This is a genomic window from Geodermatophilus sp. SYSU D01106, assembly GCF_054049995.1.
Genome location: NZ_JBJGYM010000008.1, coordinates 118,003 through 143,305, shown reverse-complemented (window position 1 = coordinate 143,305; position 25,303 = coordinate 118,003). Strand labels below are relative to the sequence as shown.

The 25,303-nt window shown below is 76.3% G+C and carries 20 protein-coding genes; 7 read left to right on the top strand and 13 right to left on the bottom strand.

The annotated features are described in order from the left end of the window. Positions 1-2: 2 nt before the first annotated feature. From ACI78R_RS11175 to ACI78R_RS11165, 3 genes are read left to right on the top strand one after another with little or no spacing between them, the layout of a single operon-like run. Positions 3-1,106 carry a glycerate kinase gene (locus ACI78R_RS11175; protein WP_457040769.1) on the top strand — a complete coding sequence of 368 codons (1,104 nt, stop codon included), beginning with the start codon at positions 3-5 and terminating at the stop codon, positions 1,104-1,106. Beyond that, entirely contained in the window at positions 1,103-2,182 is a 1,080-nt protein-coding gene (locus tag ACI78R_RS11170) for an MFS transporter (RefSeq protein ID WP_457040768.1), read from the top strand. Before ACI78R_RS11175 ends, ACI78R_RS11170 begins: the two co-directional genes overlap by 4 nt. Next, positions 2,080-2,532: a hypothetical protein gene (locus ACI78R_RS11165; RefSeq protein ID WP_457040767.1), complete on the top strand. Its 453-nt coding sequence runs from the start codon at positions 2,080-2,082 to the stop codon at positions 2,530-2,532. The genes ACI78R_RS11170 and ACI78R_RS11165 overlap by 103 nt, the downstream gene beginning before the upstream one ends. Here ACI78R_RS11165 and ACI78R_RS11160 read toward each other — a convergent pair. Then, positions 2,505-3,167, bottom strand: coding sequence for a TetR/AcrR family transcriptional regulator (locus ACI78R_RS11160; RefSeq protein ID WP_457040766.1), 663 nt, complete (start codon positions 3,165-3,167; stop codon positions 2,505-2,507). The genes ACI78R_RS11165 and ACI78R_RS11160 overlap by 28 nt on opposite strands. 125 nt (positions 3,168-3,292) lie before the next feature. Between ACI78R_RS11160 and ACI78R_RS11155 the strand changes: the two genes are divergently transcribed. Next, a complete protein-coding gene (locus ACI78R_RS11155; RefSeq protein WP_457040765.1) occupies positions 3,293-4,489 on the top strand; it encodes an FAD-dependent oxidoreductase in 1,197 nt (398 codons plus the stop codon). A 36-nt stretch (positions 4,490-4,525) separates the two neighbouring features. On the opposite strand, the gene ACI78R_RS11150 is transcribed toward ACI78R_RS11155, so the two are convergent. From ACI78R_RS11150 to ACI78R_RS11095, 12 genes are all read right to left on the bottom strand, one after another. After that, a complete protein-coding gene (locus tag ACI78R_RS11150; protein WP_457040764.1) occupies positions 4,526-5,704 on the bottom strand; it encodes an MFS transporter in 1,179 nt (392 codons plus the stop codon). 94 nt (positions 5,705-5,798) lie between these two features. Next, on the bottom strand, positions 5,799-6,737 hold the full coding sequence (locus tag ACI78R_RS11145) for an alpha/beta hydrolase fold domain-containing protein (protein WP_457040763.1): 939 nt from the start codon (positions 6,735-6,737) through the stop codon (positions 5,799-5,801). Continuing rightward, positions 6,734-7,615, bottom strand: coding sequence for a Gfo/Idh/MocA family protein (locus ACI78R_RS11140; protein ID WP_457040762.1), 882 nt, complete (start codon positions 7,613-7,615; stop codon positions 6,734-6,736). Before ACI78R_RS11140 ends, ACI78R_RS11145 begins: the two co-directional genes overlap by 4 nt. Next, on the bottom strand, positions 7,612-9,117 hold the full coding sequence (locus ACI78R_RS11135) for a family 43 glycosylhydrolase (protein ID WP_457040761.1): 1,506 nt from the start codon (positions 9,115-9,117) through the stop codon (positions 7,612-7,614). The genes ACI78R_RS11140 and ACI78R_RS11135 overlap by 4 nt, the downstream gene beginning before the upstream one ends. Continuing rightward, on the bottom strand, positions 9,114-10,406 hold the full coding sequence (locus ACI78R_RS11130; protein ID WP_457040760.1) for a C-glycoside deglycosidase beta subunit domain-containing protein: 1,293 nt from the start codon (positions 10,404-10,406) through the stop codon (positions 9,114-9,116). Before ACI78R_RS11130 ends, ACI78R_RS11135 begins: the two co-directional genes overlap by 4 nt. Before the next feature lie 2 nt (positions 10,407-10,408). Beyond that, positions 10,409-11,956 carry a GMC oxidoreductase gene (locus ACI78R_RS11125; protein ID WP_457040759.1) on the bottom strand — a complete coding sequence of 516 codons (1,548 nt, stop codon included), beginning with the start codon at positions 11,954-11,956 and terminating at the stop codon, positions 10,409-10,411. A 23-nt stretch (positions 11,957-11,979) separates the two neighbouring features. Further along, positions 11,980-13,059, bottom strand: a complete 1,080-nt coding sequence (locus ACI78R_RS11120; protein ID WP_457040758.1) for a Gfo/Idh/MocA family protein — start codon at positions 13,057-13,059, stop codon at positions 11,980-11,982. Between the two features lie 111 nt (positions 13,060-13,170). After that, positions 13,171-14,028: an ATP-binding cassette domain-containing protein gene (locus ACI78R_RS11115; RefSeq protein ID WP_457040757.1), complete on the bottom strand. Its 858-nt coding sequence runs from the start codon at positions 14,026-14,028 to the stop codon at positions 13,171-13,173. Then, positions 14,025-15,881: a dipeptide/oligopeptide/nickel ABC transporter permease/ATP-binding protein gene (locus tag ACI78R_RS11110; RefSeq protein WP_457040756.1), complete on the bottom strand. Its 1,857-nt coding sequence runs from the start codon at positions 15,879-15,881 to the stop codon at positions 14,025-14,027. Before ACI78R_RS11110 ends, ACI78R_RS11115 begins: the two co-directional genes overlap by 4 nt. After that, complete coding sequence (locus tag ACI78R_RS11105; RefSeq protein WP_457040755.1) at positions 15,878-16,819, bottom strand: ABC transporter permease; 942 nt, start codon at positions 16,817-16,819, stop codon at positions 15,878-15,880. Before ACI78R_RS11105 ends, ACI78R_RS11110 begins: the two co-directional genes overlap by 4 nt. A 76-nt stretch (positions 16,820-16,895) precedes the next feature. Continuing rightward, positions 16,896-18,434 carry an ABC transporter substrate-binding protein gene (locus tag ACI78R_RS11100; RefSeq protein WP_457040754.1) on the bottom strand — a complete coding sequence of 513 codons (1,539 nt, stop codon included), beginning with the start codon at positions 18,432-18,434 and terminating at the stop codon, positions 16,896-16,898. Positions 18,435-18,613: 179 nt separating this feature from the next. After that, positions 18,614-19,876 carry an ROK family protein gene (locus ACI78R_RS11095; protein WP_457040753.1) on the bottom strand — a complete coding sequence of 421 codons (1,263 nt, stop codon included), beginning with the start codon at positions 19,874-19,876 and terminating at the stop codon, positions 18,614-18,616. A 173-nt stretch (positions 19,877-20,049) separates the two neighbouring features. Here ACI78R_RS11095 and ACI78R_RS11090 point away from each other — a divergent pair, with 173 nt between their 5' ends. The 3 genes from ACI78R_RS11090 to ACI78R_RS11080 all read left to right on the top strand — a co-directional run bounded on the left by ACI78R_RS11090 (position 20,050) and on the right by ACI78R_RS11080 (position 25,295). Continuing rightward, positions 20,050-22,911: a family 78 glycoside hydrolase catalytic domain gene (locus ACI78R_RS11090; RefSeq protein WP_457040752.1), complete on the top strand. Its 2,862-nt coding sequence runs from the start codon at positions 20,050-20,052 to the stop codon at positions 22,909-22,911. After that, the gene (locus ACI78R_RS11085) at positions 22,908-24,359 is read left to right on the top strand and encodes an MFS transporter (RefSeq protein WP_457040751.1); all 1,452 of its coding nucleotides are present in this window, start codon (positions 22,908-22,910) and stop codon (positions 24,357-24,359) included. Before ACI78R_RS11090 ends, ACI78R_RS11085 begins: the two co-directional genes overlap by 4 nt. Positions 24,360-24,434: 75 nt before the next feature. Then, a complete protein-coding gene (locus ACI78R_RS11080; protein WP_457040750.1) occupies positions 24,435-25,295 on the top strand; it encodes a helix-turn-helix transcriptional regulator in 861 nt (286 codons plus the stop codon). Positions 25,296-25,303 lie beyond the last annotated feature (8 nt).

Here is a 25,303-nt window from a genome sequence, read left to right as displayed (position 1 = left end):
GCATGAGCACGGCGGGGCCGCTGCGCGTGCTGGTCGCGCCGGACTCGTTCAAGGGGACGGCGACCGCCGCCGAGGTGGCCGCCGCGGTCCGCGACGGGTGGCTGGCGGCGCGGCCCGCCGACCGGGTGGCCCTCGCGCCCATGGCCGACGGCGGCGAGGGCACGCTCGACGCCTTCGCCGCGGCGGTGCCCGGGGCCCGGCGGGTGCCGGTGGAGGTCGACGGCCCCGACGGCCGCCGGGTGCGGGCCGGGTGGGTGCTGCTGCCCGACGGCACCGGCGTGGTGGAGCTCGCGGCCTGCTCCGGGCTGCCGCTGATGGGCCGCCCGGCGCCGTTCGCCGCGCACACCCTCGGCCTCGGGCAGGCGGTCGCGGCCGCGCTGGACGCCGGGGTGGACCGGCTGCTGCTCGGCATCGGCGGCAGCGCGAGCACCGACGGCGGCACCGGGCTGCTCACCGCGCTCGGCGCCCGGTTCCTCGACGCCGCGGGGCGGCCGGTCCCCCTCGGCGCCGCGGGGCTGACCGCGCTCGACCGGGTCGACCTCGCCGCGCTGCGGCCGCCGCCCCCGGGCGGCGCGACCGTGCTCTCCGACGTCGACGCGCCGCTGCTCGGGTCCCGGGGGGCGGCCGCCGTCTTCGGCCCGCAGAAGGGCGCCGGCCCGGACGACGTGCCCGCGCTCGAGGCCGGACTGGGGCGGCTGGCCGCGCTGACCGGCGGCGACCCCGGCGAGCCCGGGGCGGGGGCGGCCGGCGGGACCGGCTTCGGCCTGCGACTCTGGGGCGCCACGCTGTCGCCGGGCGCGGCCGCGGTGGCCGCGGCGCTGGACCTGCCGCGGCTGGTGGCCGGGGCCGACGTCGTCGTCACCGGCGAGGGCCGCTACGACGACCAGACCGCCGGCGGCAAGGTGCCCGCGCACGTGCTGGCGCTGGCCCGCGCCGCCGGCGTCCCGGTGCTGCTGGTCGCCGGGAGCGTGGCGGCCCCGGCGACGCCGTTCGCCGACGCCGTCGCGCTGGTCGACGTCGCGGGCGGCGCGGGGCCCGCGCTCGCCGACCCCGTCCGCTGGCTGCGGGTCGCCGCCGGCGACCTGGCCCGGCGCCGGGCGCCGTGAGCCGCTCCCCCGCCGGCCCGCGCTTCGACCGCCGGCTGGTCGCGCCGCTGGTGCTCGGGGCGGTGCTCAACCCGGTCAACTCGTCGGTCATCGCGGTGTCGCTGGTGCCGATCGGCGCGGCGCTGGGCGCCCCGCCCGCGCAGACGGCGTGGCTGGTGTCCTCGCTGTACCTCGCCACCGCGATCGGGCAGCCCGTGGTCGGCCGGCTGGTCGACCGGCACGGCCCCCGCCCGCTCTACCTCGCCGGGGCGGTGCTGGTGGCCGCCGGCGGGGTGCTCGGCACGCTGGCGCCGTCGCTGCCGGTGCTGGTGGCCGCCCGGGTGGTCATCGGGCTCGGCACGTGCGCCGGCTACCCGGCGGCGATGGCGCTGGTCCGCAGCGAGGGCCGGCGCACCGGCGTCGACCGGCCGCAGGGGGTGCTGACCGTGCTGGCCGTGTCGGCGCAGACGGTCGCCGTCCTCGGGCCGCCGCTGGGCGGGCTGCTGGTCGCGGTGGGCGGCTGGCGGGCGACCTTCGCCGTCAACGTCCCGCTCGCCGTCGCCTGCCTGGTCCTCGGGTGGCTGTTCCTGCCGCGGGAGCACCCCGCGGCCGGCGCGCGGGGGCGGCTCGACGTCGCCGGCGTCGTCCTGTTCACCGCGGTGCTGGTCCCGCTGCTGTTCGCGCTCACGGCCCCGGCCGCGGGGCTGTGGTGGCTCGCCGTGCCGTCGGCGGTCGCCCTGGCCGGCTTCGTCTGGCGGGAGCTGCGGGCCGCCGACCCCTTCGTCGACCTCCGGCTGCTGGCGCGCACGCCGTCGCTGCTGGCGACCTACGGGCGGGCGCTGCTGGCGCAGTGCGCGGCCTACGTCTTCTTCTACGGTTCACCCAGTGGCTGCAGGACGGCCGCGGCCTGTCCGCCGGCCAGGCGGGGCTGCTGCTGGCGCCGATGTTCGCGACGGCGATCGGGGTCTCGGCGCTCACCGGCCGGCGGCGGGGCGTGGCGGGCAAGCTCGTCGTCGGGGCGCTGGGCCAGGCGTCGGTGGCCGGGCTGCTGCTCCTGCTGGCGCCCGGCAGCCCCGTCTGGCTGCTCGTGGCGGTGACCGTCCTCGCCGGTCTGCCGCTCGGGCTCGTCGGGCTGGCCAACCAGACGGCGGTGTACGTGCAGTCCGACCCGGCGCGCACCGCGTCGTCGGCCGGACTGCTGCGGACGTTCTCCTACCTGGGCGCGATCGTCGCGACCGGCGCGATCGCGCTGGCCTTCCCGCAGCGGGCCGGCACCGGCGGGCTGCACGCGCTGGCGTGGGGGGTGCTGGGCCTCGCGGGGGCGCTGCTGGTGCTCACCGCAGCCGACCGCGGGCTGCGCCACCTCGGCCGGGACGCCGGGCTGGGTGGGGCCCGCGGGCATCGCGTGCCCGCCGCCGCTCAGTCCACGACGGCGCCGAGCAGGTAGCGCACCGACGTCTCGCCGAGGCCGGCGACGAAGGCCTCGTCGTCCACCGGCACCGGCGTGGCGAAGCCGGGGCCGTAGGCGACCCGGATGACCGACGCGGCGAACACCGTGCCGAAGCAGGAGCGGACGGCGGCCTCCGCGTCGTCGTGACGGATCGCGTCGCGGACGCGCAGGACCACGCGGGCGAAGCCCTCGCCCAGCTCCCGGCTGTAGCGCGAGCCGCGGCGGCGCACCTCCGCGTGCGCGGCCGAGATCAGCACGACCGCGCCCAGGAAACGCTGGTGCCGCAGGGAGATGCCGACCGTCTCGGCCACGGCGGCCCGGACGAGGTCGGCCGGTGCGAGCCCGGCCCAACGGGCGTCGTCGGCGAGCACCTCCTGGTCGGCGCGCAGGCGGCCGATGCCGTGCTCGTAGACGGCGAGGAACAGCGCCTCCTTGGTGTCGACCCGCGCGTACAGCGCCCGCGGTGCCACGCCCGCGCGCTCGCACACCGCGGCGATCGTGAAGGCGTCGAGGCCGCCGTCCTCCAGCAGGGCCACGCCGGCGTCGAGCACGCGTCCCCACGCCTCCCGGCTGCGCCGCTGCAGCGGCGGCCGCACCTCCAGCGAGGCGTGTCCGTCCCCGCTGGTGTCCACCCGCACATCCTCCCCGAGCACTCGGCCGGCTCCCTTGACACGCCGGTGACCGGCACCACATCCTGTCGTCGCCCAACCGTAGTCGGCGCTACGGTTCACCGCCTCATCCTCCCGGAGGACCCCGCATGACCACTCCCCCGCGCGGCCGTGTCGCCGTCCTCGGTGCTGGCCCCGCCGGCATGGCCGCCGCCCTCGGCGCGCTGAAGGCCGGCCACGACGTCGTCGTCTACGAGCGCTACCGGGAGGCCCGGCCGGCGGGCAACATCCTCAACCTCTGGCCGCCGCCGCTGAAGGCACTGCGCTCGCTCGGCGTCGACACCCACGACCTCGGCGCGCCCACCGACTCGGAGTTCCGCAACCTGCGCGGCCGGGTGCGGGTGCGGGTCAAGCTCGACGAGGAGGTCAAGCGCGAGTACGGCGGCGGCTTCATCGGGCTGCTGCGCCCCGAGCTCTACGAGCGGATGCTCGCCGCGATCCCCGACGGCGTCATCCGCTTCGGCCAGCAGGTCGAGCGCATCGAACAGGACGACCGCGCCGTCACCCTCACCTCCGCCGACGGCAGCACCGCCGAGCACGACGTCCTCGTCGGCGCCGACGGCATCGACTCGCTCGTCCGCCGCAGCCTGTGGGGCGACGCGCCCAAGCGCGAGCACCGGCTGCACATCTTCGGCGGCTTCACCTTCGCCGACGTGCCCGGCACCGAGCCCAACCGCTGCGTGCTCACCCACGGCCCCACCGTCCAGGGCTCCTGGACCTCGATCCGCCACCGCGGCCGGGACGGGCACCAGTGGTGGGTGCTCACGTCCACCGACCCGGACGCCCCGGCGCCGTCCGACCTCAAGGGTGCGGCCGCCGCCCTCGCCGACGGGTTCCCCGCTCCCCTGCCCGGGCTGATCGCGGCCACCGGGCCGGGCGACGTGCAGCGCTGGGTGCTGCGCGACCGGCCCGCGCTCCCGCAGTGGTCGACGGGCCGGATCACCCTGGCCGGCGACGCCGCCCACCCCACCTCGCCGTACGCGGCCTACGGCGCCGGGATGTCGATCGAGGACGGCTACTTCCTCGGCCGGGCGCTCACCGGCACCGACCTCACCGACGCCGCCGCCGTGGCTCGGGCGCTCCAGGCCTACGAGGACCCGCGCAGACCGCACACCGCGCGGCAGGTGCAGCAGGCCTACCTGCTCGGGAAGGTGTTCCACCACTGCCCGGCGCCGCTGCGGCCACTGCGCGACCTCGTCTTCGACCGGACGCCGTTCCTGCAGAAGGTCGCCGGCGACACCAACCCGCGCGAGATCGGCAAGCAGCTGGCGCTGATGACCGACTGACGGTCTCCCCGGGGTCGCCGTCCACCGTGCCGCCCCTCAGCGGCGGGCGGCGACCCGGGGACGGCGGACGACGTCGACGCTCAGCGCCGCCCCGGCGGCCGCCACCGCGGCGGCGAGCACGAACGGCAGCAGGAACCCGCCCGCGGCCTCGGCGAGCCAGCCGCCCAGCGGCGGGCCGGCGAGCTGGGCCAGGCCGAAGGCGAGCGTGCACCGGCCGAAGGCGCCGGCGAACTCCCGCGGGGTGAGGGTGTCCGACAGGTGCGCGGCGATGACCGCGGGCAGCCCGGACATCGTCAGCCCGAACAGCAGCGCCGACGCCGAGGCCAGCGGCTCGGTGCCCAGCGGCACGAGCAGGATCGCCGCGGCCATCAGGGCGTAGCCGCCGGCCAGCGTCGGTCCGCGGCCCCGCCGGTCCGACAGCGGGCCGAACACGATGCCGCCGGCGACCAGGCCGATCCCGACGAGCGTGTAGACCGCCGACGCGTGCCCGGCGGAGAACCCGGCGTCGTCCTCGAGCGCGGTGACCAGGTAGCTGGTGTAGATCGAGTAGGCGAGTCCGTACGCGGCGTAGCCGCCGGTCAGGCCGATCCAGCCGGGCACGCGGCGCAGGGCGCCGGAGCGCACGGGGGCGTCGTCGTCGCGGCGCGGGGCCGGGCGGAGCAGCAGCACGCACGCCACGAGGACGGCGACGGCGACCGCCGTCTCCACCAAGTAGACGGTGCGCCAGGACGCGTCCCCGGCCTGCGCGTGCAGCGTCCAGGTCAGCGCGCTGGCCAGCACGATCCCGCCGCCGATGCCGGAGCCCGCGACGCCGATCGCGGCCCCCCGGCGGGAGGGGCGGACGACGGAGCCGGCGAGCCCCGGCGCCGGCACCCAGATGAACGCCCCGCCCACGCCGGTGAGGGTGAGCCCGGCGGCCAGGCTGCCGGCGCCCCCGGCGGCCGACAGCAGGCCGAGCCCCAGCGCGCTGCAGGCCAGGCCGGCCTTGATCAGCGCGGCCGGCCGGGCGCGGCGGGACAGCGCGCTGACCGCCACGGTGCCGAGCAGGTAGGCGGCGACGTTGGCCGTGGCGACCAGGCCGGCCAGCGCGTAGGAGCCGAGCAGGTCCCGGTCGATCGAGGGCAGCAGCAGCGCGTAGGAGAACCGGCCGAACGCCTGCGCGACGGCGGAGGCCAGCGCCACGAGCAGGACCAGCCCGCGTGGACGCAAACGCACGCCGCCACCTCCGCACCGCCGACGGACGGCGCCCGACGGCGCCGGGGCGAGTCCACCACCCCGGCGCCCCCGGCGGCGACCCGCCCGGCCGTGCTCAGCCGGGGGCGCCGGCCCGCAGCCCGTCCGCCAGGTACCGCACCGTGGCCGCGACGACGGCGTCCGGGTCGGCGCACCCGTCCCACCCGTGGCCGGCGCCCGAGATGCTCTCCAGCCGGACGTCGGCGCCCGCACCGCGCAGTGCGGCCGCCAGCCGCTCGCTCTGCTCGTGCGGGACGACGGCATCGGCGGTGCCGTGCAGCAGCAGGAACGGCGGCGCGCCGGCGTGCACGGAGGCCAGCGGGCTGACCGCCTCGCGAGTGGCCGCGTCGACCCCGTCGAGGAGCACCTCGAGGGGTGGGACGAGGTCCTCCGGCGGCAGGGCCGCCGCCACGTGCGGCGGGATCTCCAGCTCGGGCATGGCGGCCGCGTCGGCGACCCCGTACCAGTCCACGACGACGTCGACGTGGCTCGACGGGCCATGGACGCCGACGTCCCCCTCGAGGTCCGGGCGGTCCGCGGTCAGGCCCACCAGTGCGGCCAGGTGGCCGCCGGCCGACTCGCCCGCGATCCCGACCCGACCGGGGTCGATGCCGGTGGCGGCGGCGTGGTGCCGCAGCCAGCGGACCGCCGCCTTGACGTCGTGCAGCTGCGCGGGGAACCGGGCCTCACGGGCGTGCCGGTACTCCACGGACGCGACGGCCAGCCCGGCGGCCAGCAGCTCGTCGACGAGCTGACCGGGTCGCAGCGCACCCGGCAGGGCGTGACGGTTGCCGACCATCCAGGCCCCGCCGTGCACCCAGACCACCACCGGCGGCGGTGCCGCGGTCGCCGGGACCCAGAGGTCCAGCTCCAGGGCCCGGTAGCCGGAGACGGCCGCGTAGACCACGCCGGGGTGGTGCCGCGTCCCGTCGGCCCGGTGGTACGGGGTCGGCGGCGGCAGCAGGTGCGGTGTGAGGAACCCGTCGGGCGCGGGGGCGGTGGTCGCGTCGGTCATCGGGTCCTCCCGGTGTGGGCGTCGACGGCGGCCAGCAGGCGCTGCAGCCGGAGGCCGTGCCGCACGTCGGTCGCCGGCGACCGCCCGGCGGCCACGGCGGAGGCGAACTCGTCGGTGATCCGCCGCTGCACGAGCCGACGGTCCTCCGCGCCGGGGTCGGCGAGCACCACCCGGCCGTCGTCGGTGACCGCCTCACAGCGCAGCGGCCCCCGCGCGCCGGGGGTCGCGATCGACAGGGTGGCGGAGCTGACCGCACCACCCTCGTGCTCGAGCGTCACCGCGGTCACCGCGCCGGCGGTCACCGCGTGCACCACCGACGCGGGACCGGCGGCGGCCTCCAGGAGGTCGAGCACGTGCGGGCCGACGTCGTACAGCGCCCGGTCCGGACGGCGCCACGCCGTGGCGAAGGGCGAGCCGGGGCACGCCGAACTGCCGACGAACTCCGCGGTGAGCACACGCGGCCGGGCCCGCGGCACCTCCGACAGGAAGGCGTCCACCGCCGTCGTCCACCGGTTCGTCAGCAGCAGCTGGGTCACCACCCCGGCGGCGTCGGCCGCGGCGGCGACGCGCTCGGCATCCTCGACGGTGAACGCCAGCGGCTTCTCCAGCACCAGGTGCCTGCCCGCCCCGGCGGCCACCGGAGCGAGGTGCGCCTGCACGTCCGGCGGTACCGCGAAAGCGACGGCGTCGCAGGCGTCCAGCAGCGCCCCGAACCCGTCGAACGCCGGGACGCCGAGCCGGCCGGCCAGCTCCCGCGCCGCCGCCGGGCGGCGGGCCCAGACCCCCGCGAGGGTGGTGGCCGGGCCGGCCGCCAGCATGGGCCCGGTCGACATCGCGGCCCACGGCCCCGCGCCGACCAGGCCGACCCGGAGGGTCACCGGGCCCAGGGCTCCGGTCCCGCGGGTCCGCCGCCGACCACCGCCGGGTCGTCGGACCCCGCGTACTCGAACGAGCGCAGGACGACGGCGCCTCGGGCGCACCAGACGCCGACCAGCCGCCCGGTCATGCCGCCGGCGACTTCCGTCGACACGTACCGGCCGTCGACCTCGCCGAGCACCTCCAGCCCGTCGGGACCCTCGACGCCGGCCAGTACCCGGTCCGGTCCGCGAGCCGTGGAGAACTCGTGGCCCTCGGTCGGCGCCATGCGGAAGCCCAGCTCGACCTCCCGGTCGACGGGGCGCTCGCCCAGCACGTGCCGGACGTCGCCGACCGCCCACACCGCCCGCACGACGTCGCCGTCGACCTCGAGGTCGAGCGCGTGCCGCGGGTCGATGCGGACCGACAGCCCGCCGACCCCGTCGACGGACACCCGCGCCCGGACCCGGGCGTACAGGTGCTCCTGGCGCCGCCCCGCGAAGCCAGGCCGGTCCCCGACCGGCCGGACGAGCCGGCCGCCCTCGGCGTGGGAGAGGACCTCCTCGGGGAAGGCCGAGGCCGCCACCCAGGACGGCGGCAGCTCACGCCCGGACAGCTCCTCCCGCACGACGGCGTCGGCGGCCGTGGCCGGCTCGACGTGCCCGGTCACCACCGGCCAGCCGTCGCGCCACCCGATCTCGTCGGCGAAGGTCTCCCGGCCGAGGACGTGCCACTCGGGGCTCGACCCGCGGGGGCGCACCCCGTGGTAGACGAGCGCCCAGCTGCCGTCCGGGCGCTGGACCAGGTCGGCGTGCCCGGTGTTCTGCACCGGCAGGTCGGTGCCGCGGTGCGTGACCAGCGGGCCGTTCGGCGACGCCTCGAAGGGGCCCTGCGGCGAGGGGCCGCGGGCGATCGTGACGGCGTGGCCGCGCTCGGTGCCACCCTCGGCGATCAGCAGGTACCACCAGTCGCCGATGCGGTACAGGTGCGGCCCCTCGGGGAACTTGCCACCGGTCCCCGACCAGATCCAGCGGCGCTCGGTGAGCACCTCGCCGGTCAGCGGGTCGATCGCCGACTGCACGATGCCCTCTCCGCCGTTCGGGCCGAAGCCGGCGTAGGTCATCAGGCAGGTGCCGTCGTCGTCCCAGGCGAGATCCGGGTCGATGCCGACCGCGCCGGGGATGCGGACGGGCTCGGACCAGGGGCCGGCGGGGTCGTCGGCCCACACGAGGAGCTGGCCGCCCTCGTCGGACCAGTTGGTCGTGATCATCCAGAAGCGGCCGTCGTGGTACCGGAGGGTCGGCGCGAAGACGCCGCCGGAGGGCCCCGCCGCGGACACGTCCAGCTGGGACGGCCGGTCCAGCACGTGCCCGGCCTGCTCCCAGGAGCGCAGGTCGTCGGAGCGGAACAGCGGGACCCCGGGCCCGTACTCGAAACTCGAGGTCACGAGCCAGTAGGTGTCCCCCACCCGGCAGATCGACGGGTCCGGGTGGAACCCGGGGACGACCGGACGCTGGCCGCTCACCGGGCGGCCAGGGTGCGCAGGAGCGCGTGCTGGCGGCGGACCTGGTCGGCGCCGCGGTACGGCTCGCGCCGGCCCTCGTACTCGCTCGACAGCCAGCCCGACCAGCCGTGCTCCTGCAGCGTCGGGACGATCTGCTCCCACGGCACGTGCAGGTCGCGCAGGTCGTCGTCGACCTCGGCGAACTTCGCCTGGATGAAGTGCACGTGCGGGAGCACCTCGACGAGGTCGGCCATCGGCACGGCCAGCGGCCGCAGGTGCTCGGGCACGTCGCCGCCGTCGCCGGCGCCGATCTCCTCCGAGAGGTCGAGCACCGGCGCGGTGTTGAAGATGCCGGTGTCGATGAGCAGCTTGAAGTGCTTGCTGCCGGTGCGCTCGATCAGGTCGACGTAGCCCTGGGTGACCGGGTGGCGGATCGGCGTCGGCGCGTGGATCTCCGGGCAGATGACGACGTCGAGGTCGGCGGCGAGGTCCAGGGAGCGGAGCACGGCCTCCTCCCACACCGGGTGCGGGTCGAGCTGCCAGGAGGTGACGCCGAACTTCGGCCGGACGGAGGTGAAGCCGAGCCGGTGCGCCAGGCGCAGGTCCAGCTGCAGCTGCGCGGCGGCCTCCTCGGCGGTCAGGGCCCGGTCGGACCACATCTCGGTGTCCACCCACGACCCGTAGTTGGTGGCGGTGAGCCCGTACCGCGCCAGCAGCCCGTGCCAGGTGTCGATCCACGCGGCGTCGGGCGAGGGGTAGCCGGGCACGTTGCCCTCGCCGAGGATCTCGATCCCGGTGGCCCCGAGGTCGGCGACGTCGGCCAGGACGTCCTCCAGCGTCATCAGCGTGTAGACGTCCCCGGAGTAGCTGTAGGTGGAGACGCCGAAGCGCAGGCCGCCCTCCGGCGCCGGCGGCACGACGACGGCCTTCGCCTCGGCGGTGAACGTCGTCCGCGAGACCATCGGCGGGAAGTAGGGCCGGCGCAGGTAGACCACGACGCGGACGTCGTGCACGCCGGTCGCCAGCCCGCCCGGCCTCGGGACGGTGATCGTGGCCGGCTCGTCGAGCTGCCAGCGGACGTCGGTGGTGGCCCGCAGCTCGTCGAGGGTGTACGTGCGGCCCTGCAGCGTCCACAGCGGGACGGAGTCGGGCACCGTCTTCCCGTCGACGGTGACCTCGACACCGTCGAGGAGGCTCGCGGCGACCCCGCGGTAGTTGGGGTTGCGCAGGACGAGCTGGAAGCCGGTGACCCTGCCGTCCTCGACGACGTTGCGGAACCCGCGGCCCTGGATGACGTTGCGGTCGAGCACGGTCAGTTCTCCTCTGCGGTCAGCGCGGCGGCGATGTCGCGGGCCCCGCCGACGGCGAGGGCGACCGCGGTGAGGGTCGGGTTGCAGGCGATCGGGGTCGGGATGACGCCGTTGCCGGCCACGTAGAGGCCCTCGACGTCCCAGACCCGGGAGGTGGGCGAGCACACCGACGTCCCGTCGTCGGTCTCGCCCATCCGGACGGTGCCCTGGTAGTGCAGTGAGGCGCCGGGCGGGAAGGTCAGCGGGTCGCGGTCGTCGAGCGGCTCGCCGAGCGCGGCGGCGGCCCGCCGGACGGCGTCCCGGGCGGCCGCGATGGAGGCGTGGTCGGCGTCGGTGAGCCGGTAGTGGATGCGCATCGCCGGCATGCCGTAGGGGTCGGCCTCGGTGTCGGAGAACTCGACCCGGTCGGACTCCTGCAGGTCCTTGGCGCAGAACCAGCCGAGCCCGACGATCGTGCCCGGCTCGGGCTCGTCGTCGTCGGCCAGCGGCACCGGGGAGGCGTCGAGCTGCATCACCTGGCCGTGGAAGGGGTCCTCGTCGGTGTAGGGCACCCAGCTGACGCCGCTCTGCGCGACGATCCGGGGCTGCTCGCGCGGATCGACGTCGGCCTCGGGACCGGAGTCCACGTCCCGGAGCCGGACCGCGTAGACGGTCTGCGGCTGGTCGTTGAGCCAGCGGCCGAGCGCCCGCGGGCGGACGCCGGAGGCCCACAGCAGCTGCGGGGTGCGCAGCGCGTCGGCCGCCACGACGACGAAGCGCGCGGCGACCTCGTGCTGCGTGCCGTCCTGCAGGTCCCGCACGCGGACGCCGCGCGCCCGGCCACCGGCGACGACGACCCCGGTGACCAGCGCCTCGGGCACCAGGGTGAAGTCGGGGTTGGCGCGGGTGGCGTCGCCGAAGACGACGTCGGAGCCCGACCAGGTGACCCGCCCGTCCTCGTGCCGGACGACCGCGAGCGGCATCGGCCGCACCCGGCGGTCCTCGGCGCGCTCGGGGTCGAGCGCGGTGCCCAGGCGCTTGCGCACCTCGGAGGCGAAGGGGGCGTCGTCGAAGGCGTGGGCGTCGACGCTGAGCAGCCGCTCGCCCTCGGAGAGCAGGTCGTCGAGATCGGGCAGGAAGCCGATGCGCTCCCGGCCGCCCGGGCGCGGGCAGGCGCCGGTCCAGTGCGCGCCCATGCCGCCGACGTTGCTCGACATCGCCGCCCCGGGCAGCCCGTCCTCCCCCGGCTGCCGGTAGCCGGACGCGAGGAGGAAGGTGCCGGGGCGCACCAGGCGGGGGGCCTCGCTGGCGTAGCCCTCGTTCGTGTCGGTCGGGGTGTCGGCGGCCAGCGGCGCCGGGCCCTCGCTGCGCCGTTGCGCCTGCGCCCGCTCCCCCGGGTCGGGGATGTTCTTGACGTGCACACCGGGTGGGTCGGCCAGCAGCGGCCCGACCTCGAAGACGGCGATCGTCGCGCCCGGCGCCCGCTCGCTGAGCACGCGCGCGTACGCCGCCCCGCTGGGACCGCTGCCGACGATGGCGACGTCGACGCGTTCGGGGAAGGTCCTGGTCATGGCTGTTCTCTCTCCGGTGCGGATCAGGCGGGGACGTCGATCCACCGCGCGGACGCGGCGGACTCGAGGACGGCGGCGGTGATGCGAGCGGCGCGGACGCCGTCGGCGAAGGTGGGCAGGCCGTCGGGCGCGGTACCGGCGACGGCGGCGTGGGTGTCGGCGACGAAGGCGTCGAAGCAGTCCTGGTAGCCCTGCGGGTGGCCGGCCGGGACGACGGAGTAGCGCTCCGCGGCCGGGTGCCCGCCGCTGCCGCGCAGCAGCTGCCGGTTGACCTCGCGCCCGCCGATCCACAGCGAGTCGGGGTTCTCCTGGTCGAAGCACAGGCTCTCGGCCGCGCCGTCGACGGAGAACCACAGCCGGTTCTTCCGGCCCGGGGTCACCTGGCTGACGGTCAGGTTGCCCACGGCACCGCGGTCGGTCTCGAAGAGCACGACGGCGGCGTCCTCGGTCGTCACCGGCCGGCCGCCGCGCTCCGGGTGCACGGTGAGCGTGCGGGCGGCCAGCCGGGTGATGCGGTGGCCGGAGACGAACTCGACAAGGTCGCACCAGTGCACGCCGATGTCGGCGAAGGCGCGGGACGCCCCGCCGGTGGCGGCGTCGACCCGCCAGTCGTCGTCGGAGCCCTCGGCCAGCCAGTCCTGCAGGTAGGAACCGTGCAGGAGGCGCACCGGGCCGGCGATGCCCTCGGCGACGCGGGCGCGGACCTCGCGCACCGTCGGGTAGAAGCGGTAGACGAAGGGCACGGTCGCCGTCACGCCGGCGGCGGTGGCGAGGTCGAGCAGCTCCTGCGCCTCGGCGACGTCGACGGCGAGGGGCTTCTCGCACACGACGTGCTTGCCGGCGGCGACGGCCGCCCGGACGAGCGGCGCGTGCGACGCGTTGGGCGTGCAGACGTGCACGACGTCGACGTCGTCGGCGGCCAGCAGCTCCTCGACGGTGTCGGTGGCCGACTCCGCGCCGATCCGCTCGCGGCCGGCCCGCGAGGACTCCGGCGTCGAGCCGGCGACGCGGGTGACCACGCCCCCGTGCCGGCGGACCGCGCGGGCGTGCACGGTCCCCATGAAGCCGACACCGACGATGCCGGCCCGGATGCGATCGGTCACGGATCCGTCCTCCTGTGCGTGCTGTGGGCCCGGTCGAGGGCGCGGTCGGGTACGCGGGCGGCCCCCGGCCGCTCGCTGGTCTCGTGTGCGGGGTGCTGTGGGTGTGGCCGGTCAGCCGGGAACGGCTGCCTGGGCCGCGGCGAAGCGGTGCCGCTCGGCGCGGCGCTGTGCCTGCCGCGCGGGGTCGGGCACCGGCGCCGCGAGGAGCAGGCGCCGGGTGTAGGGGTGGTCGGGAGCCCGGGTCACCGCGGCGGCGTCGCCGGTCTCGACGAGTTCGCCCCGGTACATCACCGCGACGCGGTGGCTGATGTGCCGGACGACGGACAGGTCGTGGGTGACGAAGAGGTAGGCGACGCCGGTGCGCTCCTGGATCTCGATGAAGAGGTCGAGGACGCGGGCTTGGGTGGACAGGTCCAGCGCGCTCACCGGCTCGTCGCAGACGACGAGCTTCGGGTCGCGGGTCAGGGCGCGGGCGATGGCGATCCGCTGCCGCTGGCCGCCGGAGAACTCGCGGGGCAGGCGGGACGCGGCGTCGGCCGGGAGGTGCACCTGGTCGAGCAGCTCGCGCACGCGGCGCCGGGCGTCGGCCCGGGAGGACCCGGTCACCAGCAGCGGCTCGGTGAGGATGTCGCCGACGGTCATGGCCGGGTTGAGCGACGTGTACGGGTCCTGGAACACCACCTGCACGTCCCGGCTGAGCGCCCGGCGCTGCCGCTTGCCCAGGTTCGAGACCACGCGGCCGTCGAGCCGGATCTCGCCCCCGGTGACCGGCGCGAGCCCGAGGATGGCCCGGCCGAGCGTGGTCTTGCCCGAGCCGGACTCCCCGACCAGGCCGAGCGTCTCGCCGGCACCGATCCGGAGCGAGATGCCCTTGAGCACCCGGACCGGGGGCCGGCGCCAGCCCTTGACGGGGTAGTCGACGACCAGGCCGTCGACCTCGAGCAGCGGGGTGGGGGACGCGGCGCTCATCGGGGACCTCCGGACGGCATCGGCTGCGGCTCCGGTGTGGCCGCGATGTCCTCGGGGTGCAGGTCGGCCACCGTGAGGCTGCCCCGGGCCGGGGTGTCCTCCAGCGTGGAGCCGAGCAGCATCCGCGTGTACTCGTGCTGCGGGTCGGCGAAGAGCCGCTCCGCCGGGGCGGACTCGACGATCCGGCCGTCGCGCATGACGGCGACGGTGTCGCAGACGTCGGCGACGACGCCGAAGTCGTGGGTGACCAGGACGACGCCCATCTGCCGCTCGGCCTGCAGCTCGCGGACGAGGTCCAGCACCTCGGCCTGGACCGTGACGTCGAGGGCCGTCGTCGGCTCGTCGGCGATCAGCAGGTCGGGGTCGCAGGAGACGGCACCGGCGATGAGGACGCGCTGCGCCATGCCGCCGGACACCTGGTGCGGGTAGGAGGCGAAGACCCGGGCCGGGTCGGGGATCCCCACCCGGTCGAGGAGCGCGAGCGCCCGGGTGCGCGCCTCGGCCGCGGAGATGCCGAGGTGGTGGCGCATCGGCTCGGTCAGCTGGGACCCGATGGTGAACGACGGGTCGAGGTTGCTCATCGGCTCCTGCGGGATGTAGCCGATGCGCCGGCCGCGAAGCCGGTTCATCGCCGCGGGCGGGAGGCCGCGCAGGTCGGTGCCGTCGAAGGTCATCCGCGCCGCGGAGGTGCGGGCCTGCGGCGGCAGGAGCCCCAGCACGGCGAAGGCCGTCTGCGACTTGCCCGACCCGGACTCACCGACCAGCCCGAGGACCTCGCCGCGCCGGACGGTCAGCGAGATCCCGTGCACGACCTCCCGCTCGCCGCCGTCGGGCGTGGGGTAGGCGACCCGCAGGCCGTCGAGCACGAGGAGCGCGTCCGGATCGGCGGGAGCCGCCGGGGCGGCCCCGTCCGCCGCGGCCACGGGCGGCGCGTCCGTCCGCTGCCGGCGGCGGACCCGCGGGACGCGGCCGGAGACACCGAGCGCGTCGCGGAGCGCGTTGCCCAGCAGGCTGAAGGCGGTGACGGTCACCACGATGGCGAGCGCCGGCCACAGGAGCAGGCGCGGCTCGGCGTAGATGTTCTGGAAGGCGTCGCTCAGCATGCCGCCCCAGCTGGCCTGGTTGGCCGACCCGAGGCCGAGGAACTCCAGCCCCGCCTGGATGACGATGGCGATCCCGAGCAGCTGTGACACCTGGATGACCGTCGGCGGGATGACGACGGGGAGCACGTGGCGGCGCATGATCCGGGCGTCGGAGAGCCCGGACACCCGGGCGGCGTCGACGAACAGCTCCTCCCGGACGGCGATCACCGAGGACCGGACCAGCCGGAACACGCCCGGCGCGATGATCACGCCGAAGACGGCCATGGCCAGCGCCGTGCTGCGACCGAACTGGGCCAGCACCACGAGCAGCACGATGATCGCCGGCAGCGCCATCAGGAGGTTGGCCACCCAGCTGGCCACCGCGTCGAAGCGGCCGCGGTAGTACCCGGCCAGCACACCGGCCGGGAGGCCCAGCAGCAGCGACACGGCGACGACGATCAGCGAGCCGACGAGGCTGGTGCGCGCGCCGTACAGCAGCTGCGCGAGGACGTCGCGGCCCACGCCGTCCGTGCCGAGCGGGTGGTCCCCGCCGAACGGGGCCAGGGCCTCGGTGATCTTCGAGGCGGTCGGGCTCTGCGAGGTGAGCAGCGGGGCGGCCAGGGCGAGCACGGCGACGGCGACGAGCCAGAGCAGCGCGCCGACGGCGACCGGGTTGCGCAGCAGCCGGCGGACCGCGCCGGCCCGGGCGGGCGCGGCGTTCGCGTCGACGGGGGCGGCTCCGGCCGGACCGGAGTCGGACAGGATGCTCATGCGATCCGCACCTTCGGGTTGAGCCAGCCCAGCGCGAGGTCGACCACCAGGTTGACGACCACCACGACCACGACGGCCACCACGACGATCCCGAGGACGAGGGGCACGTCGCCCTGGCCGGCGGCGGACGTCGCGCGCTCGCCGAGGCCGTTGAGGCCGAACACCTTCTCGATGACGACCGCACCGCTGATCAGCGCGATGAACTGGAGGGACAGGACGGTGAGAGAGGCCGGGGCGGCGTTGCGCAGGGCGTGCTTGAGCAGCACGCTGCGGGCCGGCAGGCCGCGGCTGCGCAGCGTCCGGACGTAGTCCTGCTGGAGGACGTCGATCATCGAGCCGCGGGTCTGCGTGGCCACGGTGGCGATGGCCCCGATGGCCAGGGCGATGGCCGGGAGGGCGATGGAGGCCAGCCACGCCCCGGGGTCCTCGGCGAGCGGCGTGTAGCCGAGTGCCGGGAAGAGTCCCAGCTCGACGGCGAAGACCAGCGAGAGCAGCAACCCGACCAGGAAGTTCGGGACGGCGAAGGCCACGGTCGAGATCGTCTGCAGGAGAGCGTCGAGCCAGCCCCCGCGCACCGCGGCGACCACACCCAGCGCGATGCTGACCGCGGCGGTGAGCACCGTCGCGGCGATCACGAGCGACAGGGACACCGGCAGCGCGTCCCCGATCAGCCCGCCGACCGGCGCGTTGGTGAACCACGACGTCCCGAGGTCACCGCGCAGGGCACCGGTCAGCCAGTCCCAGTAGCGCTCGAGGACGGGCCGGTCCAGGCCGAGCTCGGCCGTCTTGGCCGCGACCTGGTCGAGGCCCGCGGTGGGCCCGAGGATGCGGCGGGCCGGGTCGGAGCCGGTGAGGCTGGTGAGGAAGAAGGTCAGCGTCGCGATGACCCAGACCAGCACCACGCCGGCGCCGAGGCGGCGGAGCAGGAAGAGGAGCACGGTCGGCCTCCGGGGCGGGAGAGGGGACGGACCGCCCGTGCCGGCGGGGGGAGGCCCCGCCGGCACGGGCGTCTGGTCAGCTGCCGGCGGGCTCGAAGCCGGTCAGCGGCGGGACGCTCACGCCGGGCACCGCGGTCACCGCGACGTCGGTCGTGGTGATGAACGTGCCCTCCGCGGCGTCCCAGGGCGCGAACCACGCCTGCTCGACGAGGTGGCGGTTGAGCTCCTGCAGCGCGGCGGCCTGCTCGTCCCCGCTCGCCGCCTGCGCCTGCTGCACGAGGCGGTCCACCTCGGGGTCGGCGCTCTTGAAGGGGTTGAACGGCGACTGCTGGGTGAGCGTCAGCCCGATCATCTCGAACGGCGAGCCGGCGGTGAGGTTGAAGAAGTTGGCCGGCCACTGGCCGCCGATGATGCTGCCGACGACCTGGTCGCCGGTGATCGGCGCGTAGGTCACCTCGATGCCCAGGGACGAGAACGCCTCGGTCATGGCGGCCTGCTCGTCGGGGTAGACCGGGGAGAAGTCCGGCAGGGTCATGGAGAAGCCGTCGGCGTACCCGGCCTCGGCCATGAGCTCGCGGGCGCGGTCGACGTCGAAGTCGTAGGTGCCCTCGAGCGACTCGTCGTAGCCCGGGGAGGCCGGCCCGAAGACCTGGACGGTGGGCTCGCCGAGGCCGCCCTTGACGGTCTCCACGATCGTCTCGCGGTCCATGGCGTGGTTGATGGCCTGCCGGACGCGGACGTCGGCGAGGGCGGGCACGAGCGCGCCGCCGCGGTCCCAGAGGTAGACGCCCTCGATGCCGCCGTTGGTGTAGCTCGTGACGGTCAGCCCGGCGTTCTCGGCGCCCGTGGTCACGTCGCTGGTCCCGCCGGAGACGCCGTTGATCTCGCCCGAGCGCAGCCCGTTCAGGATGGCGGTGGTGTCGTCGAGGTAGCGGATCTCGAGAGAGTCGTACGGGAAGTCCTCGGCGTTCCAGTAGTCCTCGTTGCGCGTGTAGGCGTAGGTGCTGCCCGCGGTGGAGGCGTCCTGGTCGAGGACGTAGGGGCCCGAGCCCACGGGGGCCGTGGCGGCGTCCGCGCTGTCGAGGGAGGCGGGGCTGGCCATGTAGCCGGAGCTGCGCGCGAGGCTCTGGACCAGCGCCGGGTCGGGCCGGCCGAGCACGACGTCGGCGTGCGTGGCGTCCACGACCTCGACCGAGGTGATGGCGCCGAGCGCGGTGCCCGCCTCGCCCGACTTGCCCTTGGCCGCCTCGAGGTTGGCCTTGACGGCGTCCGCGTCGAACGGCGTCCCGTCGCTGAAGGTGACGTCGTCGCGCAGGGTGAGGCTCAGTCGCGTGTTGCTGTCGTCGTAGGACCACTCGGTGACCAGGTTCTCGACCGGCTGCCCGTCCTCGTCGAGCTCGAGGAGCGTGTCGTAGACGGCCTGGTAGTAGTGGTCCTCCGGACCGCTCTGGGCCATCTCGCCGATCGCGAACGAGCTCGGCGGCGTCACCGCGGCCAGGGTGAGCCGGTCGCCGCCCTCGGCGCCGGAGCCGGAGCCCCCGCCGGAGGACCCGCCGCAGGCGGCGGTGAGGAGCAGGACGGACGCGGCCGTGGCCGCGACGAGGGACCTTCGCATGGGTTCTCCCGGAGGGGCGGGACCGGGGACGGTCCCGGGCGGCGGGCGGCCGCAGTGGCAGAGGGGGCGGTGCACGGAGGCGGTGCGGGGCGGCGATCCGGTCGGACGCGCCGTGGTGACCTGTGGGGCGGGTCACGCCCTGCCGCAGACTTTAGTGCCGACGGCACATATGTCAACCCTCACTGTCCGGCGACGCGCTGGAGCGGGACGGCGTGCCCCAACGGCGACCCGTTCTCCACCCAGAGACCCACCGACGACGGGTCGAAGAGCTGCTCGACCGCCAGCAGGGCGGCACCGGTCACGCCCTCGCGAAAGTCCAGGGACGCCGGCCGGATCGCCAGGCGCTGCCCGGCGAGCCGGGTGACCCGGCGGCGCACGGTCTCCTCCAGCGTCCGGACGACCGCGTCGCCCACGCGCAGCGCGCCGCCACCGACGACCACCGTCCCCGGGTTGACGAAGTTGACCAGGTTGGCGACGGTCATGCCGATCACCCGGGTGGCGCGCTGCACCAGCTCGGAGGCCAGCGGGTCCCCGTCACGGGCCGCCATGCCGACGTCCTGCGCGGTCAGCTGCCCCCGCTCGGCCAGGCGGGCGGCGAGCGTGGGGCTCTCGTCCAGCCGCGCCGTGGCCTGCCGGACGAGGCCCCAGCCGGAGGTGATCGCCTCGAGGCACCCGGTCTGCCCGCACCGGCAGGTCACCGAGGGGTCGTCGGTGACCTGGACGTGCCCGATGTCGCCGGCGGCGCCGGTGTCGCCGCGGAAGACCGCCCCCCGGGACACCAGCCCGGCCCCCACGCCCTCGTCGGCCAGGACGTAGAGCAGGTCGCGCCCGTCGCGCGGCTCCCCCCGGTGCCACTCGCCCAGGGCCATGAGGTTGACGTCGTTGTCGACCCACACGGGCGCGTCGTAGCGCTCGCGCAGCCACGACCGGACGCTGAAGCCGTCCCAGCCGGGCAGGATCGGCGGGTCGACGAGCCGGCCGGTGGCGAAGTCGACCGGCCCGGCCACGCCGATCCCGAAGGCCCAGGGCTCGGTGCGGGTCCGGCGCGAGAGCCGGGTGAACAGCCGGTCGAGCACCTCGAGGGTCTCCTCCGGGCGGGAGGCGGCGTCCCAGTCCTCGTGCAGGGTGGCGAGGAGGGTGCCGTCGAGCGTGGCGACGCTGGCGTTCATCTCCGTGGCCCCGACCATGCCGGCGTACACGTGTCCGGCCTCGGACCGGAAGCGCAGCAGCCGGGAGGGCCTCCCCCCGGCCGACGGGGCCAGGTCGCCGTCCTCGAGCAGCCCGACGTCGATGGCCTGCTGGACGCGCTGGGTGACCACCTTGCGGCCGAGGCCCGTCTGCTGCTCCAGCGCGGGGCGCGTGAGCGCCCGGCCGGTCCGCACGAGGTTGATCAGCCGCCCGTGGACGTAGGCGTCCTGGGGTGACGGGGACGAACTGCTCATGACCGACCTCCTGGAGGCGCCTCCTCGCGAGGCATATGCTCCGATGGAACAAAACTACGTCGTTTCGACGCCGCCGGGAACCGTGCGGCGGGAGGCCATCCTCCCGTCCGGGATCCCGGGTCCGCCCGTCACCGCCGGGTCGTGTCCGGCCCTCACCTCCGGGAGCACCCGCGATGCCCTCCGCCACCGTGCCCTCCCCCGGCACGCCCTCCCCCGCCGTGGCCGACCTCCGCGCCGGCCGCCGCCGCGACGGGGTCCCGTGGACCGACTCGCCCGCACCCGTCCTGTCCTGGCGGACGGAGACGGCGGCGCCGTCCTGGGACCAGGCGTCGGCGTCGGTCGCCGTCACGTGGCTCGACCGCGGCGGCGCCCGGGAGTCCGTCGAGCTGGCGGGACCGGACTCGGTGTGCGTCCCCTGGCCCTTCGCGCCGCTGCGCTCGCGCGAGCGGGTGGAGGTCGAGGTGGCCACCACGGGCACGGACGGGGTCGTGTCGGCGGCGTCGCGGATCGGGGTGGAGGCCCCGCTCCTCGACGGCGGGGACTGGACCGCGTCGTGGGTGTCCCTACCGGACGCGCCCGAGGACGCCCCCGGGCAGCTGCGGACGCGGTTCTCCGCCGCCGCCGCGCCCGTGCGGGCCCGGCTGTACGTGACGGCGCTCGGCTCCTACGAGGTCGAGCTCAACGGCGTCCGGGTGGGCGACGAGGTGCTGGCGCCGGGGTGGACGAGTTACCGCGACCGCGTCCTGGTGCAGACGCACGACGTCACGGACCTGGTCCGGCCGGGCACCAACGTGCTCGGCGCCTGGCTGGCCGGGGCGTGGTTCACCGAGCGCTACGGCTTCTTCGGCCGCGCCACCCGGGCCTACGCGGGACCGGCCGCGTTCCTGGCCCAGCTGGAGCTCACCCACGCCGACGGGACGCGGCAGGTCGTCGCGACCGGCCCCGGCTGGGAGGGGTCCACCGCGGGGCCGGTGCGGTCGAGCGGCATCTACGCCGGAGAGGAGTTCGACGCGACGCGGCACGACCCGGCGTGGTCCACGGCGTCCGGTGCGGCCGACGGGTGGGCGCCGGCCGCCGTCGGGGACCTCGACCCCGCGGTCCTCTCCCCCGCCGGTGCCGAGCCGGTCCGCCGGGTGCTGGAGGTCGCCCCCGTCGCGGTGACCACCTCACCGTCGGGTGCGACCGTCGTCGACTTCGGCCAGGTGCTGGTCGGTCGGGTCCGCATCCGGGTCCGCGGTCCCCGGGGGCACACGGTCACGCTGCGGCACGCCGAGGTGCTCGAGGACGGCGAGCTCGCCACCCGCCAGCTCCGGTACGCCTGGTCGGTGGACCGGTACACCCTCGCGGGCGGCGAGGAGGAGACGTGGGAGCCGCGCTCCACCTTCCACGGCTTCCGGTACCTGCAGGTCGACGACTGGCCGGGCGCGCTCGACCCGGCCGACGTGACCGCCGTCGTCTGCTCCTCCGACACCCGGCGCACCGGCTCCTTCACCAGCTCGTCTCCGCTGCTGGACCGCCTGCACGAGAACGTCGTCTGGAGCACCCGCGGGAACTTCCTGTCCATCCCCACCGACTGCCCGCAGCGCGACGAACGGCTCGGCTGGACCGGCGACCTGCAGGTGTTCTCCGGAGCGGCCGCGACACTGGTCGACTGCGACGCCTTCCTGGCCTCCTGGCTCACCGACCTCGCCCTCGAGCAGCGCCGCAACGGCGGCGTGGTCCCGATCATCGTGCCCACGGCGATGGCCGAGGACTCCGAGGGCGTCGTCGCCGCCTGGGGCGACGCGGCCACCGTGGTGCCCTGGACGCTGTACGAGCGCTTCGGCGACCGCGACCTGCTGGCGCGCCAGTACCCGAGCATGCGGGCCTGGGTGGAGGTGGAGCTCGCCCAGGCCGACGACGACGGGCTGTGGACCCGCGGCTACCAGCTCGGCGACTGGCTCGACCCGCGGGCGCCGGCCGACCGCCCGCGGGAGGGCCGCACGCACCCGTCGCTCGTGGCGTCGGCGTACCTGTTCCGGTCCCTGGACCTCGTCGCCCGGACGGCCGGCGTCCTCGGGTACGGGGAGGACGCCGCGCGCTACGCGGGGCTGGCCGAGCGCACCCGCCGGTCCTTCACCGACACCTACGTCACCCCGCGCGGGCGGATGGTCTCCGAGGGCCCGACGACGTACGCGATGGCCCTGGTGTTCGGCCTCGTCCGCGACCCGGACCTGCGGGCAGCGCTCGGCCGCCGGCTGGCCGGGATCGTGCGGGAGGACGGCTACCGCATCGGCACCGGCTTCGTCGGCACGCCGCTGGTGATGGACGCGCTGTGCGCGGCCGGGCAGACGCACGCCGCCGGGCGGCTGCTGCTGCAGACCGAGGCGCCCTCGTGGCTCTACCCGGTCACCGTCGGCGCCACGACCGTGTGGGAGCGCTGGGACGCGCTGCTGCCCGACGGCTCGGTCAACCCGCACGAGATGACCTCGTTCAACCACTACGCCTTCGGCGCCGTGGTCGATTGGCTGCACCGGGGGCTGGCGGGCCTCGCGCCCGCCGCGCCGGCGTACCGGCGCATCCGGGTGGCGCCCACGGTCCTGGACGGCCTGACCTCGGCGCGCAGCGAGCTGCTGACCCCGTACGGGCCGGCGTCGGCCGGCTGGGTGCTCGACGGCGGCCGGGTGACCGTGACGGCCGTCGTCCCGCCGGGCGCGACCGCGGAGGTGGTCCTGCCCGACGGCTCCACCGACGACGTGGGCTCCGGCGAGCACTCCTGGACGGTCCCGTGGTCCCCGCAGCGGCCGGAGCCGGTGCTCGCCGGGCTCGACACCGACCTCGGCGACCTCGTCGACGACCCCGAGGCGCTCACCCTCGTGCGCGAGGTCCTCGCCGCGCACGACCCGGGACGGGCACGGGCGTTCGACGGCGGCCTCCGCTACGAGGCCGGCTCGACGCTGCGCACCGCCCTGCTCTTCGCCGACCCGGCCGCGCTGGACGCCGTCGGGGAGGCGCTCACCGGCCTGGTCCGGGAGCGCTCCGGTGTGGCCCGGTGAGCGGTCCGGCTCCGGTCGGTGCCGCGGTCGAGGAGGCCCTGCCCCTCGACCCCCGGCGGTGGAGGGCGCTCTCGGTCCTGGCGCTCGTGCAGCTCATGCTGATCCTGGACACCACGGTGGTGAACGTGGCGCTCCCGACGATCCGGGACGGCCTCGGCTTCACGACCGCGGGTCTCGCCTGGGTCGTCAACGGCTACGCCCTGGCCTCCGGCGGGCTCCTGGTCCTGGGTGGCCGGCTCGGCGACCTGCTCGGGCGGCGGCGGGTCTTCCTCGCCGGCGTGGCGCTGTTCGCCCTCGCCAGCCTGGGCTGCGGCCTGGCCGCCGAGCCGTGGCAGCTGGTGGCCGGGCGGTTCGCCCAGGGTGCCGGCGGGGCGCTGGCCGCCCCGTCGGCGCTCGCGCTGGTCGCGCTCCTCTTCCCGGACGCCCGCGAGCGGTCCCGCGCGCTGGCGGTGTGGGGCGGGCTCACGGGGATCGGCGGCACGGCCGGCGTCCTGCTCTCGGGGGTCCTCACGGACCTCGCGAGCTGGCGGTGGGTGTTCCTGCTCAACCTCCCGGTCGCGGCCGCGGCGCTGCTCCTCGTGCCGCGCCTGGTGCCCTCCCGCGCCCCGGCCGGGTCCCGCCCGCTGGACCTCACCGGCGCGGTCCTCGTCACCGCCGGCCTGGTCCTGCTCATCGACGGGCTGCTGCAGCTCGGGGACGGCGCCTCCTCCGCCCCCGCCGTCGTCCTGCGGCTGGCCGGCGGCGCCGCGCTGGTGCTCGCCTTCCTCGCCGTCGAGGCGCGGGCGGCCGCACCGCTGGTCCCCCTGCCCTTCTTCCGCGACCGCACCCGGGCGACCGCCTACGGCGCCACGGTGGTCTCGGCCACCGCCATGGCGTCGGTGTTCTACCTGCTCACCCTGCACATGCAGGGTGTCCTCGGCTGGTCGCCGCTGCGCATCGGCCTGGCCTGGGTGCCCTTCGGCGGAGCCATGCTGGCCGGGGTGTCCCTCGCGGGAGCGGGGGTGCGGCGGGTGGGCCTGCGCTGGGTGCTGGCCGCCGGGTTCGCCGTGTCCGCGGCCGGGCTGGCGGTGCTCGCGCAGATGGGCACCACCGCCACGTTCACCGCCGACGTCCTCCCGGGGACGCTCCTGCTGGCCCTGGGTCTCGGGCTGAGCCTGCCCGCCGTCCAGGTCGCGGCCCTGCACGGCACCACCGACCGCGACGCCGGGCTGGCCAGCGGTGTGCACGCGACCGTCTCGCACCTGGGCGGGAGCGTCGGCCTGGCCGTCTTCGTCGCCGTCGCGGTGGCGCGGTCGGACGCCGGGCGCGCCGACGGGGAGCCGCTCGCCGCGGCCGTCACGGCCGGGCACTCCCTGGCCTGGTGGGTCGCGACGGGCCTGCTGGTGGCCGGTGCCGTGCTCGCCGCGGTCCTCGTCCGCCCGAGGGAGGGACCGGCGGTCCGTGGATGAGCGCCGCCGGCACCGGTAGGAACGACGGCGGGACCCGTGCCGCGACCCGCGCCGGGACCCGCGAGTGGAGGCGACGTGATCGACCGGGCCGGGCTGGCGGACTTCCTGCGACGACGGCGGGAGGCGCTGCAGCCGGAGGACGTCGGCCTCCCCCGCGGGCCGCGCCGGCGCACGAGCGGGCTGCGGCGGGAGGAGCTCGCCGTCCTCTGCCACATGTCGACCGACTACTACACGCGGCTGGAGCAGGAGCGCGGGCCGCACCCGTCGGAGCAGATGGTCGCCGCCATCGCGCAGGGCCTGCACCTGTCCCTCGACGAGCGCGACCACCTGTTCCGGCTGGCCGGGCACCGGCCGCCCGCCCGCGGCACGGAGGGCGAGCACGTGAGCCCCGGCCTGCTGCGCATCCTCGACCGCCTCGGCGACACCCCGGCCGAGATCGTCACCGAGCTGGGCGAGACGCTGCGGCAGACGCCGCTCGGCGTCGCGCTCACCGGCGACGCCACCGAGCGCACGGGGCCGGCGCGCAGCCTCGGGTACCGCTGGTTCACCGACCCGGCCACGCGCGCGCTCTACGCCCCGGAGGAGCACGCGTTCCTCTCCCGGCTCTACGCCTCGGGCCTGCGCGAGCTGGTCACCCTGCGCGGCCCCCGCTCACGCGCGGCACGGCTCGCCGAGCGGACCCTCGCGGAGAGCGAAGAGCTGCGGCGGCTGTGGGACGCGCACGAGGTCGGCCTCCGCCCGCGCGACGTCAAGCGCTTCGTGCACCCCGTCGTCGGCCCGCTGGAGCTCTCCTGCCAGTCGCTGGTCGACCCCGACCAGTCGCACCGGCTGCTCGTCTACACCGCCGTCCCCGGCAGCGAGACCGCCGAGCGCCTGCAGCTGCTGGCGGTCCTGGGCGCGCAGGCGGTGCCGGAGCAGCGCGCCGTCCCGGGCTGAGCGGTGCG